At 47.8% G+C, this 12,052-nt stretch carries 11 protein-coding genes; 6 read left to right on the top strand and 5 right to left on the bottom strand.

Annotated features, from left to right (window positions below):
• The first annotated feature begins 179 nt into the window (after window positions 1-179).
• Window positions 180-365: a hypothetical protein gene (locus AOA63_RS06665; RefSeq protein WP_053958969.1), complete on the top strand. Its 186-nt coding sequence runs from the start codon at window positions 180-182 to the stop codon at window positions 363-365.
• Between the two features lie 665 nt (window positions 366-1,030).
• Window positions 1,031-1,276: an alpha/beta fold hydrolase gene (locus AOA63_RS20555; RefSeq protein ID WP_171822635.1), complete on the top strand. Its 246-nt coding sequence runs from the start codon at window positions 1,031-1,033 to the stop codon at window positions 1,274-1,276.
• 451 nt (window positions 1,277-1,727) lie between these two features.
• Here the strand turns inward: AOA63_RS20555 and AOA63_RS06655 are convergent, their stop codons facing one another.
• Both AOA63_RS06655 and AOA63_RS06650 read right to left on the bottom strand, forming a co-directional pair.
• A complete protein-coding gene (locus tag AOA63_RS06655; protein WP_082343807.1) occupies window positions 1,728-3,629 on the bottom strand; it encodes a S9 family peptidase in 1,902 nt (633 codons plus the stop codon).
• A 97-nt stretch (window positions 3,630-3,726) separates the two neighbouring features.
• The gene (locus AOA63_RS06650; RefSeq protein WP_053958966.1) at window positions 3,727-4,071 is read right to left on the bottom strand and encodes a c-type cytochrome; all 345 of its coding nucleotides are present in this window, start codon (window positions 4,069-4,071) and stop codon (window positions 3,727-3,729) included.
• A 268-nt stretch (window positions 4,072-4,339) separates the two neighbouring features.
• Here AOA63_RS06650 and AOA63_RS06645 point away from each other — a divergent pair, with 268 nt between their 5' ends.
• Genes AOA63_RS06645 through AOA63_RS06635 form a run of 3 tightly spaced genes read left to right on the top strand, consistent with a single transcriptional unit; the run spans window position 4,340 to window position 8,027 of the window.
• On the top strand, window positions 4,340-5,584 hold the full coding sequence (locus AOA63_RS06645) for a metal-dependent hydrolase family protein (RefSeq protein ID WP_053958965.1): 1,245 nt from the start codon (window positions 4,340-4,342) through the stop codon (window positions 5,582-5,584).
• Window positions 5,581-6,771: a M20 metallopeptidase family protein gene (locus tag AOA63_RS06640; RefSeq protein ID WP_053958964.1), complete on the top strand. Its 1,191-nt coding sequence runs from the start codon at window positions 5,581-5,583 to the stop codon at window positions 6,769-6,771. Before AOA63_RS06645 ends, AOA63_RS06640 begins: the two co-directional genes overlap by 4 nt.
• Before the next feature lie 23 nt (window positions 6,772-6,794).
• Window positions 6,795-8,027 carry an MFS transporter gene (locus AOA63_RS06635; RefSeq protein WP_053958963.1) on the top strand — a complete coding sequence of 411 codons (1,233 nt, stop codon included), beginning with the start codon at window positions 6,795-6,797 and terminating at the stop codon, window positions 8,025-8,027.
• Between the two features lie 48 nt (window positions 8,028-8,075).
• Here the strand turns inward: AOA63_RS06635 and AOA63_RS06630 are convergent, their stop codons facing one another.
• The 3 genes from AOA63_RS06630 to AOA63_RS06620 all read right to left on the bottom strand — a co-directional run bounded on the left by AOA63_RS06630 (window position 8,076) and on the right by AOA63_RS06620 (window position 10,625).
• A complete protein-coding gene (locus AOA63_RS06630) occupies window positions 8,076-8,513 on the bottom strand; it encodes a DUF1992 domain-containing protein (RefSeq protein WP_053958962.1) in 438 nt (145 codons plus the stop codon).
• A 157-nt stretch (window positions 8,514-8,670) separates the two neighbouring features.
• The gene (locus AOA63_RS06625; protein ID WP_053958961.1) at window positions 8,671-9,966 is read right to left on the bottom strand and encodes a PQQ-binding-like beta-propeller repeat protein; all 1,296 of its coding nucleotides are present in this window, start codon (window positions 9,964-9,966) and stop codon (window positions 8,671-8,673) included.
• A 167-nt stretch (window positions 9,967-10,133) separates the two neighbouring features.
• Window positions 10,134-10,625 carry a GNAT family N-acetyltransferase gene (locus AOA63_RS06620; protein WP_206742816.1) on the bottom strand — a complete coding sequence of 164 codons (492 nt, stop codon included), beginning with the start codon at window positions 10,623-10,625 and terminating at the stop codon, window positions 10,134-10,136.
• 216 nt (window positions 10,626-10,841) lie between these two features.
• Between AOA63_RS06620 and AOA63_RS06615 the strand changes: the two genes are divergently transcribed.
• Window positions 10,842-12,011, top strand: a complete 1,170-nt coding sequence (locus AOA63_RS06615; protein WP_053958959.1) for an MFS transporter — start codon at window positions 10,842-10,844, stop codon at window positions 12,009-12,011.
• Window positions 12,012-12,052: the final 41 nt, after the last annotated feature.

The raw sequence follows: 12,052 nt of genomic DNA, 5'->3' as shown, positions 1-12,052 counted from the left end.
TCCATTCACATAATAAATATGTTTTTGATGTTTTTTAGAATATTGTATGCGAATCTTTTTGACCAGAGGGATCGTTGTGATTCATCACAAAACGACGAGCTGTATTACGCCGTCGGTAACCATGAAATTCGTCAAGATTAATCCGTCTCATGTGGTAACTCACAAACGATGAGGATGTGATGAGGCTAATTCTAGATCGCCCGGTTGTGCGGCTCCCTTCACTCGCGATGCGCAGGATTCCGCCCGGACCGACGGGGTATCCAGAATTAGCTGTGCCGCTAATTCTCAGCGATCTCTGGGGAAAAAATACGTCGAAACGAGCAAAGGAGCTCTTAGAATGCACCATCGATATCGTCGGCTATTAACCCCTAAGACGATGAGACAATTTCGATCTCTGGCAAAGTCTTGTGGTCCGGAAAACTAGCCCGCGATAAGAGGCAGGTTTACCGGCCGTATGCCCGATAAGCGAGTTCATCAGCCATAACTTGACCAAAACAGCTCTTGATTTGACTTCATACAAACAGCGGTTACTTATAGGACCAGATATTGAAAACTATGGTCGAATCCGACCATGTGGATACACAATAGAAGGCCTATCAAAATGATGGTATGGGGGAGGACAAGCTTCGTGGGATCGAAACGTTGCACAAATTCCATCTTCTACGCGATGTCTCGATTCATCGGCGCAACCTTTAACCGGGAAACCTCCCTCACGGTCCTGAAATCACGACGATCCGCAAGCCGTGGAAGAATGCATCGATTCTCCAATTGGCTATCAAATAAAGATAGAGGAAAATATTAATAAATCTGAAGGCCTTTAAGAAGGGACAAAAGGATACTCAGAAGATAACCGCGGAAAAGGGGAAACGCGAATGTATGTGCACGTCGGTGACATCTCGGTGTCTTTCGACGTCGTCGGTTACGGGCCAAGACCTTTGGTTTTTTACATGGTTGGTTAATGTCTAAAGAAAGTTGGTACTCCTTGCTGTAGCATTTGTCCTTGGATGAATACCACGCATTTATCTGTAACGTGCGGGCATTCGGAGATAGCGACAAACCGCCTCAAGAGTATGCGATTGAAGATCATGCACGGGATATTGTGCGGTTAATTTGTGCTTGGAATATCAAACCCGTCCTTATTTGCCATTCGTTTGGTGGCGCGGAATCGTTGTATGTGGCTGCAAAAGTTCGCCGTTATATTGATTCCCTCATTGTTTTGGACACATTTTCCGGTGGTGGATCCCAAAACCCGGCATCATTTTCAACGGGTTCGTGAATTGGTTCAGAAAGCTCCTGAACATAAACAGGGGCAAGTTTTGCAGCGGATTTGGCTTCAAGCCTTTCATAGACTGCCCAGTGCAGATGTTTTGCACATCCAAGGTCAGGCCCTCAATAAAATAGAACAAATCCTTTATACCAATTTGACGACGAATATTGATCGGCTGTTCCCCGCATTCACCCGACTTTAGTCATCAGAGGTGAACATGATCACATGTTAACGCCAAATGTTGAACCTTTAGAGCGTATTACTCATGCGGAATTTATCCAAATTTCAGCGTAGTGGTTACTGTCCCGGGTTAGAAGCGCCTGAAGAGGTTGCCATACGAATTGATGATGTTTTACGGCGTTATCCGAGTAGACGCCAAGGCCCATAATCGTCGGCTGAGATTAGTGAAGATGACAACATGAGAACAAGGAGGGCGGGATGATTATCCCGCCATTCAGCCTTAATCGTTCAGGGATTTAAGCGAATCCTGCAAAAAATCTTCGAGGTCGTGATAAAATTGTGCGACGGTTTTGGGACTATGCCATCCATGACCCTCGCCTTCGAATACACGGTAAAATACCGGAACATGATGGGACTTTAAAGCCGCAATCATTTCCATGGTTTGAGACAGTGGCACCACAGGATCTTGGCTACCCTGGAAAATCGCCACCGGATCCTGAATTTTATCGGCATGAAGCACGGGGGACCGATCATTGTAGGTCTCGGTGGCTTCCGGCAAGGGGCCAATTAAAAAGTCTTGATAATGCCGTTCAAACTTGTGTGTTTCATTGGAAAACGTCCAGAGATTAGCAACTCCATAAAGAGTGATTCCCGCCCGAAAAACTCCAGGGAAATGAATTAAGGCATTATAAACTGTAAGGCCGCCTGCACTCGAACCCATGATATATATGGCATCACGGCGCGCCAGTCCTTCTTCTATACAGTACTCAACCCCTGAAATACTGTCTTCAACATCATAAATTCCCCATTGATGACGCAAACTTTCCCGGTATGCTTTACCGTAACCTGTGCTGCCCCGGTGATTGACCAATAATACGGCGAAACCGCGAGTAGCTAAAAACTGAGCTTGGGCACAAAACATCATGAAGGCTTGGCCCGTGGGGCCTCCATGCAATAGCACAACCATGGGCGGTGGGCCGTGATCTTCATACTGCGGATGCGTTGGTGGATAATAAAGACCATAGCGCATATGCGGGTGTTGCCCCCATCTTAATCTTTGCGCACGGGAATAGTAACACCCCGGTATTTCATTGGATGTGGTGTAGCGTATCACATGCCAGGGAGTGTCGATGTCGTCATCAAGAACAATAATGCGCTCCGGCTGGGTTGTGCTGACAGCGCGCATGGCAATTCGGTTATCTTTAGGCGAGACCGCAATTTGACGGTAAACATCAAATGGTAAATCTGTGGTCAGACAGATATGATTTTTCCCCTCAACATCGGTTCGCCAGACATTCATTTTTCCTTCGACGTTGACAATGTAATAGATATGCTGACTGTCTCGGTGCCACCCGATGGTTCGGACTCCTTGGCGCCATGCGGGCATCGCCAATTCGCCATTTTGATGGGTCAATTGGCGCGTTTGATGGGTTTGTAAATCACATAGGAAGAGTTGTGTGAGATCATCCACTTCTCCAACATATGCTAAATACCGGCCATCCGGGGAGAATTCTGGCTGAAACAAAATCCCCTGATCCGGACCTTGTAGGACGGTTACCTGGGTGATTTGAGGATATTGTAGGTCTGTGGATACATCTAATAAGAGCAAGTAGGGGCTATCCCAAGGCATAAAGGGATGATTCCAGGCAATGACTGCTATCTGCTGTCCAGTGGGATGCCATGTGGGCTGCATAAAGAAATCATACCCGGTTAATAGTACGACGGGTTTATGGGGCCCGGGGAGGGCGGGTACGACGGCTAACCCATCTTCTTCTTTATTGTTATAAACAAAACAAAGCCATTGTTCATTGGGCGATAAGGTCGGGGACGCTGGTTGGAAATTCCCTTTGGTTAGCGCTTCAGCTAATCCGTCATCCAATGGTTTGCGGTAAATACGGCCTCTCGAAACAAAAAATACGGCATCGCTTCCGACCGTATACTCACCACCACCATAATTCACGCGTACTACCACAGGATTGGTGCTAATGAGATCGCGCGGGAATCCAAAAGTCGGATTGATTCGAAGCAGACGGGACTGTCCTTCCCGTTTCTCAAATACTACCACGTCCTGGCCTCGCCGGTCCCATTGTACGTCAAAAACTTTGGTCAATTCGACCATCCGTTCGGGCGTTAACACGCTAGGCCAAAAACCATATGGCATGAGTTTTTTCGTATTCATCATAAACCCTTTCTAGAGAATCCTTTACGGTCCAGTGTAGCACATGGCGATGTGATAGATGTTTCATAAAATGAACGCCGCTTCTTGCTCTTCGCAAGAATCACGTACGGTGATTTTGATGCCAAATGAAAGATGCCACACTTTGCGCGCTTTTCGGGGACAGGGAACCGGGATTATCCTGGGGCATATTCGTTTGGATAAATGAAGCGAGGTCGGAGAAGTGGGTAAATCCCGCTGCAGCCGAATTAGGTCCCCATAAAGCCGGACCCGTAATGCCTTGCCCATTTTGACCATGGCAAGGTGCACAGGTTTGTTCAAAAATTTTCTGGCCTCGACCTATCCACTGCGGTTGATAGGTGTAAAGCTTAGCATGTGGCGAGGGGACAGCGGTTCCGCATCCACTGACCAGCACGATGATTGCCAGGATTGTCGATATTTTGCGCATCGCTCATCTCCCGTGTTTTTGGCTAGTCTTTCCCATTTTCCGGATCTCATGCTAGACGATCCAGCCCAGAAGGGGCGGCAACAACTGGTTCGATCGCGATCGGTTTCATGATTTCGTTCATCATTCCGTGAGGTTTTGTAGGGATTTACATAAACAGACGGGGATTTTTGTAACGGTGCATATAGGAAGCAAAGGCATTCTCTTCGTACGCTTAGGCTATTCCTCAAAGATACAGGATATATCGGCAGGAAAATAGGAGCGATGTTTAGTGGAATATTTATTATACAACATTCATTTAGTTGACGTGTCTCATCGTCAAGTGCGCGATGAACCATGGGCTCTTGTATGGGATCACGATGGCATTATTCGTGAGAGCGGCCCCGAAAAGATTATCGGCGTTCGTTTTCCGCATGCGACGCGGATAAATGGACAAAACCGTTATGTGTTACCAGGGTTTATCGATTGTCATGTTCATTTTTCTGCTGCCGGCCATCCAAATAAATGGGACGACTTAACCTTAACCGTTCCTGAAATGACAGCACGCGCCTTGGTGCACGCGAGGCGCACACTCTTCAGAGGTATCACTAGTGTGCGTGACGCCGGTTCGCCTTTTGGCATTGGCGTTGGCGTCCGCCGCGCTATTGAGCACGGCTGGCATGAGGGACCTCATATGCGGGTGGCCGGGACACCGTTTTCTATTACGGGAGGGCATGCCGACCCCGCTAATGGATTTCCCGCGCACATCCATTGGGAGGGTGGCGCTGTTGTCGATTCTCCAGATGATGCCCGGAAAGAAGCACGGCGGCAGTTGCGTGAGGGCGTCGATGTCTTGAAGTTCATGGCATCTGGGGGGGTCATGTCAACAGGAGATAAAAGTACCGAACGTGGCTTATTGTTGGAAGAGATGGCCGCTGCTGTTGCGGAGGCGAAAAATCGGGGCAAAAAAACTATGGCCCATGCCCAGGCTCAAGAAGGCATTGAAAATGCCCTGAAAGCTGGAGTTGATTCGATTGAACATGGATTTTATCTATCAGATTGGGCGATTGAAGAAATGATTAAACGTGAGGTCACGTTAGTTGCGACCTTAACAGCTGTGCAACAAATTATTGACCATGGCGTGGAATCTGGGATTGCCCCGGCGTCGGTAGAAAAGGCCAAAATTGCCAGAGAGGCCCACCAAAATAGTTTGCAGCGGGCCTTTCGTGCCGGGGTACGCTTTGCCATGGGGACGGACGCCGGCACTCCCTTTAACTATCATGGAGACAATGCCCAAGAAATCCGCTATCTCTTAGAGGTAGGGTTAAACATTTGGGATGCCTTAGAAGCCGCCACCATCCACGGTGCTGAGTTATTGGACATTCCTACTGGGGTTATTGCGCCGGGTTTCTGGGCGGATTTGGTTTTGTGGCCCGATAACCCCATTGAGCGTCCGGCCACGTTATGGACCCCAACTGACCGTCACCAGGTAATCAAAAAAGGAGAACTTTTGAACAGCAAGGAGGGAGCCGTATGATCCCTGACAATATTCAGGCTTTGGCCCCAAATATGGTTCAATGGCGCCGCCATCTCCATACTCATCCCGAATTAGGCTACGAGGAATATGACACCCAAAAATTTATCCTGTCTACGTTGAGAGCGATGGGGCATCATCCCATCGTCGCAGGAGATACCGGCGTCGTTGTGGATATTGGTACGGATGGTCCGATCGTATTGGCGCGTGCCGATATTGATGCGTTACCCATTGAGGAAGAATCCCCTATCGATTATCGTTCACGGCGCGAGGGAGTCATGCATGCTTGTGGTCATGATGGACATACGGCCATGTTACTGGGAGTGGCGCAGGTGTTGCCGCAATTTCTTGACAAAATTCCCGGGCGAGCCCGCTTGATTTTTCAACCAGCGGAAGAACGGCATCCCGGTGGGGCATTGAAGATGATACGTGATGGCGTGTTAGATGGCGTGATCCGGGTTACGGGATTGCACTTACAGTCGGAGCTGCCTGCTGGAAAAATTGGGGCTCGGCCCGGGGTGCAGTCAGCTAACTCTGATCGCTTCGACATCCTGATCGAGGGGAAAGGAGGACATGGATCGGCACCGCACCATACCATTGATCCGATTCCTGTTATGGCGCAAATGATCATGGCTATGCAAACCATTATCTCGCGTCAAATCAATCCGACAGATGCGGCCGTTCTAACCATCAGCGCGGCTCAGAGCGGATCGGCATACAATGCCATCCCCAGCCGAGCAGAACTTAAAGGGACGGTCCGTACATTTAACCAAGATGTTCAAAACCGAATAATCGAGCAGATGAGGCAAGTTATGGAGGGCACGGCCGAGACATTTGGGGCTCATGCGGAACTGCAGTATCGGAAAGGTTATCCTTCGGTCGTGAATAGTCAAGAAGAGTGGAAGATTTTTAAAGATGTGGTTGAAAAGTTTGCAGGGCGTGATGTTTGGATTGACGTGGAACAGCGTATGGGTGGAGAAGATTTTGCTTATTACCTGCAACAACGGCCAGGTGTGTTCTGGAATTTAGGGGCGCATGATCCCCGTTATCCGTATCCCCATCATCATAGCCAATTTAATTTTGCGGAATCGGTGATGCCTTTAGGCGTATGGATTATGGTGCAAACGATTTTGGCATTTATTCGAGAACCCCTATCGCCAAGTGGCGCACGACAGACAGAAAATTCTTGAACGCTACCGAGGAGGTTTTGAAATTGTCAACGAATACCAACAGAGCCGCAGAAAATCGGGCTGAAAGGACTGTGCGATCGGTCGCACGACAAAGCCCACTATATTTCTTTATTATTGTGCTGGTTTCCGCTATTCCAGCGTTTTTGGAAGGATTTGACACCAACTTATATTCCTTTGGTTCACCATACATTGTGCAAAATGTTCATGGATCGAGTGCCTTGTTGGGCGAAGTGGGTACCGGATTTGCTTTGGGCATTGCCATCTTTAGTATGGTCGGAGGCTATTTATTTGACCGATTCTCAGTAAAGTATACCGTAATGGGTTCGGTAATCATTTTTGCGGTATTTACCGTGGTTACCGGATTTGTGACGAACTCTGTTGAATTATTGCTCGCTCGCTTATTGGTAGGGGTCGGTATTGGTATTTTCCAACCCGCTATTATCGCTTTGCTTGGCGATATTTTTTTCGAAACCCGGGGCCGAGCTGTTTCCGCATTCGCGGTATTTTTTGGTGGAGGATTATTTGTGGGTCCGTATTTGATCACACCCTTTTTGCCCCACTACCAGATTCCCTTTATTATCTCAGGGATTGCTAGTGCTATTGCCCTGCTTATCTTTTATGGCGTCATCCCCAAAACCTATAAAAAGATTGAAAAGCGGCGTATCGGCTTTGCCGGTATTTTTCACCGCAATGTCGTCATTTTGTCCTTATCCATTTTTCTCTTTGGGATTGCGTTATTTGGCTACTTGGGATACTACTCGGATTATCTCTTGAAAGGTTTAAATTTGGCTCCTAGTCAGGCCGCAGAAGTTGCGTCAATGGGTGGATTAGGCGGATTAATCTGTGCTTTTCCCCTCGGTTATTTAGCCGACCGCTTTGGCCGTAAGTATTTGGTCAGTGTCGCGGCATTTCTCATCATGATAGGGAGTCTAGGCATGTTTCTGGTCGCCAAACAGATTGGGCTCTTAACGGCTTTGACGTTTTCCTTTGGAGCTGGTTGGGGGATTTATGTCGATTTGGTTGCGACCATGGCCCAGGATTCGGTGGACGATGCGATTGCAGGCACCGTAACGGGTTGGATTTTTCTGGTCTTTAATATCGGAGCGTTACTAGGCGGTCCCTTATTTGCCTTGCTGCTACCACAGGGATTTGTTGTGGCAGGCGTTGTCACACTAGGATTGTCCAGTACCGTCTCTTTGATTCTCACCTTATTCACAAAACGTATCGACCAAAGTAACATTTTAACTGTGGAATAGGTTTGAGCTGAGAACGAGACCACACGTCTTAGGAAACCGGTTCAATTCTCATTCTCCAGACAAAAACTGATCAGGAGTTCTGGGGCCTCGTTGCAGTGATGGCACCGGAACTTTCTGGTTATAGAGACGGAGCAAGACCTGCCGCGCATTACATAAATTGGTCACATGTTCGCGTAATGCAGGAGTCACCGGCTTACCATGCAAAACCTGTTGGCGGATTGTTTGCAACTCCTCATCAAAACGGTCTATATCATTTCCCAATACCATCCATTCTGGAACATACCCGTGATCTTTAAGGAGCTTATTCGCCCAATATTCAGGATGATGATGAGACTCGATGAATTGGGGTTTGCCTTTGCCTGGCAAGTTATCGAAAACGCCCTGGTTCATTGCCTTAACAATAAGCTCGTCGACATAATGCCATGGGTGTTCCAAATCGGATACAAGATGACGAAGGCGTGCCATCACTCGCGTTTTTTCGTTCACGATCGATTCCCCCTGAGCCATTGATCGGGGCGGACTCTATTACGTGTCCAATCGATTTCAATTATGCCATAAGGCACAGGAACAGGGATCACGTCTAGCAAAACTTGTCCCTGTTCCCAAAGCTGAGTTCTACATAAAATGCATCATGGTGGGATCATTATTGGATTGATGATAACGGAATGGCCATGAACTGACCTAAACGGGTGCCTGTAAAAATCGTTTGACCCACTAAGACCGGTGATGAAGGCATAAAAGGCCCTTTAAACTGGCGATGCCCTAATAATTTTCCTGTCGAGGCATTAATTGCCCAAAACTTACCTGTAGTATCGCCTACATAGAGCACTCCATTGTAGGCGATAGGAGACTGCATCAGAGTTCCTGTCAAGTGATCTTTCCATAATAACTGCCCTGTTTGCGCATTTAATGCGTAGAGGACATTATTGAGCGGGCTGCCGACATAGACGGTGTTGTTATAGACGAGGGGAGCTACCGTTTCATCTCGGGGACCACCATGAGGTCCCTGAGGAATAGGTCCAGTTCCTTCATCAAATTCCCATTCGATATGACCGTTTTGCGCGTTGAAGGCGTAAAAGATTTCGTGAGGTTGGCCATTTCGGGCCACGACTACATCCGCATAAACGTTATTCCTGTACACGGCGGGTGAGACATCATCGGATCCCCCTAATGGGTGAGAAAAAGGATGCATCCACTGAATTTTGTGAGTTTCAATGTTCACGGCATACATAGCAAAAGGATGCGCTCCTCCAAAGTACAAGAGATTGCCCGACAGTTCGGGAGATGACATGCTGACGTAAGACCCGATGGGCAATCTCCATAGGGTTTGTCCGGTGGTGGCATTTAAGGCTAACACTTCATCGCTGCCGTTGGCGATATATAACGTATTGTTTTTATAGACAAAGGTTGGCATGTTTTCGCCAGCAGTTTTGCGTTCCCAAATGATTTGTCCGGTTTTCGCGCTGAGAGCATAGATAGCGTTGGCACCATTGCCACGGATAATATCCGTGCCATATTGGGGCACATGGCTCATCGGATAATTATGATTCCCTGAGCCCACAAAGACTTCGCCATGAACGACGATAGGGGTAGTCATAATTTGATTATCAACTGGTGTTTTCCAGATTGTTGCCCCAGTTTTCGCGTCTAGAGCGTACACAGCGGGATTTTGGCCGATACCGCCCACATAAACGGTGCCCCGCACGACGGCCGGCTGCATTAAGGGTTGAGAGAACTGTCGAATCCAATTGGCGGTGAAATGGCTTTGGGGTGCAATAACAGCATTATGGGTGCCGCCCAATCCATAACTTGTCCAGTCTAATGCTCCAATTTGGGTATCCGCCACCGTGGGCCATCCGGGTTTTCCGGCAAAAAGTCCACAACCAGCTAATACGCTTGTACCTACAATACCTAGAGCCAATAAGCGTAGAGGCTTCATGTACACGATCCTTTTTGTGTTTTTGTGATACGGCTCGGAATATTTAATAAAAATCTCATCAAAAATTCATTTTAGATTATATAAGGTTTTGCGGATTTCAATCTGAAGATTTCCTGAATATCAATGAAAAATCGCCAAAATTTTGTCTATCTATGAATTAGCCGCGGTTATCTTAGCGTAATTTCCATAAACCTTGCTCCAGCGACAGGATTAGAATAATAAGGTGGAATATCTTTAAACCCCAATGCAAGATAAAGATGAATGGCCGCTGTCATAGACGGTACGGTGTCAAGTCGCATCACGTGATAGCCGTCATTCTTTGCGATGGTCATGAGTGTTAAAATTAACTGCCGGGCAACGCCGCGTTGACGGTAAGCGGGCCGTATAAAGAGCCGTTTTATTTCACAAATCTTTGGCGCCAACTGGCGATAAGCCACACATCCCACGGCTTCCGTGTTTTCAAGCGCCACAATAGCGACGCCGTTCGGACGGCAGTAAACACGGGAAAGATTGGCGATTTCGGCCGAAAAGTTTTGAAATTCCAAGGAAAAATCCAGACTTCTTGCATACGCCTCGAGAAGTGTTCGGAACATATTCCATTCGTTTGGGGTACATACTTCTTTGATAATCATAAAGAGTTCTTGCCCTTTCATTCCCATCCATCTCATCATCCATAGGATTGATGGTCAATACGCCATGATGATGGACCGTTAATGATACCACGATGATGATTGTGCGATAACCTTCTGAATTATGGGTGTCCGCTAAAGCAAAAATTATCGACGACAATTTTAAGATACACGCATCAGAACTTGATAGAAATAAAAAGTTCAGTATACTGATAATAACAGTAAATAAGGAAAGAGGGCGGAATCATGGTGACCACAGAGACAGTGGCCGTACCGAGTCGAAAACGCGGTGCCTGGAAAACTGGATTTTTTACTTTTGCTCATTTTTTAAACGATTCTTACCCAAATTTATATCCGGCTTTGCTACCGGTTTTGATGGTCGCCATGCACTTTTCTGTAGCATTAGCCGGACTGTTAAGTTCAATTGCCGCGTTGACCACGCAGTTGTTACAACCTTTGATGGGTTTATGGGCGGATCGGGTTGGTACCCGGTATTTCGTGGTCGGGGGTCTTATGGTGGGAAGTATCGTATCAGCGGCAGCATTAGCCTATGCGCCCACTTATGCGATTTTTGTGGTGGCATTGCTGGTGGCCGGATTGGGTAATGCCGCATTTCATCCGCATGCGTCAGCGCTGGTCGGGGACTTAGCTGGATCGCGCAAGGGGCTCGGTATGAGTTTCTTCATGATTGGGGGAAACTTCGGACGCGCTCTTGCGCCGATTGCTGCGACCACGGCTTTTCTGTACTGGGGACGGCAAGGGCTATGGGTTCTGGCGATACCGGGGATGGCGATGGCCGGTATCATGTGGTGGGTGATGCGTCCTGCCCCGCGTCCTCAAACTAGGGCTGTGAAAATTTGGACACCGGCGTTTCGCCAAGGGTTAAAGCACTCAGGAAATTTGCTCGTTGTGGTCATGCTGAGAAATTTGGCGAGCATGGCGACTGTGACCTTGGTCCCCATCTTATGGCACTCGTTGCATCGTTCATTGAGTGAAGCGGCAGCCCTATTATCTGTTCTGTTTTTAGTGGGGAGCTTAGGGAATATGACAGGAGGTGCCATTTCGGACCGCATTGGAGCCAAACCTGTTCTCATTGGATCAGCCCTAGCTTCGACGATTTTTCTTTTGTGGTTTTTGCATGCTCAAGGCATATGGATTTGGATTACGATAGGTCTTCTCGGGTTTGCTTTATATTCGACCGGATCCGTCGTGATGGTAGCCGGACAATCGCTGTTTCCCGACAATAAAGGCATGGCATCAGGCCTCACCTTAGGTGTGGGCAACACTTTAGGGGCACTGGCTGTAGGGGCGATAGGTATTTTAGCTAAACATACAAGTACGGAGATCGCTTTGAACACGACCGCATTATTACTGCTGCTAAGTATCCCCTTTAGTATGCGCTTGCGAGCGTTGTGAAAATTGGCAGCAAAATTTCCGGGAAATTATCATGTGGTGAT

Source organism: Sulfobacillus thermosulfidooxidans (genome assembly GCF_001280565.1).
In the GTDB taxonomy this organism is placed as follows: domain Bacteria; phylum Bacillota; class Sulfobacillia; order Sulfobacillales; family Sulfobacillaceae; genus Sulfobacillus; species Sulfobacillus thermosulfidooxidans_A.
Note: the sequence above shows the minus strand (reverse complement) of the source record. Positions and strands in the feature narration are given on the sequence as shown.

Excerpts from the sequence above, each read along its gene's own strand:
- AOA63_RS06655 (WP_082343807.1), bottom strand. The coding sequence starts at position 3,629 with ATGATGAATACGAAAAAACTCATGCCATATGGTTTTTGGCCTAGCGTG.
- AOA63_RS06640 (WP_053958964.1), top strand. The coding sequence starts at position 5,581 with ATGATCCCTGACAATATTCAGGCTTTGGCCCCAAATATGGTTCAATGG.
- AOA63_RS06650 (WP_053958966.1), bottom strand. The coding sequence starts at position 4,071 with ATGCGCAAAATATCGACAATCCTGGCAATCATCGTGCTGGTCAGTGGA.
- AOA63_RS06620 (WP_206742816.1), bottom strand. The coding sequence starts at position 10,625 with ATGGGAATGAAAGGGCAAGAACTCTTTATGATTATCAAAGAAGTATGT.
- AOA63_RS06615 (WP_053958959.1), top strand. The coding sequence starts at position 10,842 with ATGGTGACCACAGAGACAGTGGCCGTACCGAGTCGAAAACGCGGTGCC.
- AOA63_RS06625 (WP_053958961.1), bottom strand. The coding sequence starts at position 9,966 with ATGAAGCCTCTACGCTTATTGGCTCTAGGTATTGTAGGTACAAGCGTA.
- AOA63_RS06665 (WP_053958969.1), top strand. The coding sequence starts at position 180 with ATGAGGCTAATTCTAGATCGCCCGGTTGTGCGGCTCCCTTCACTCGCG.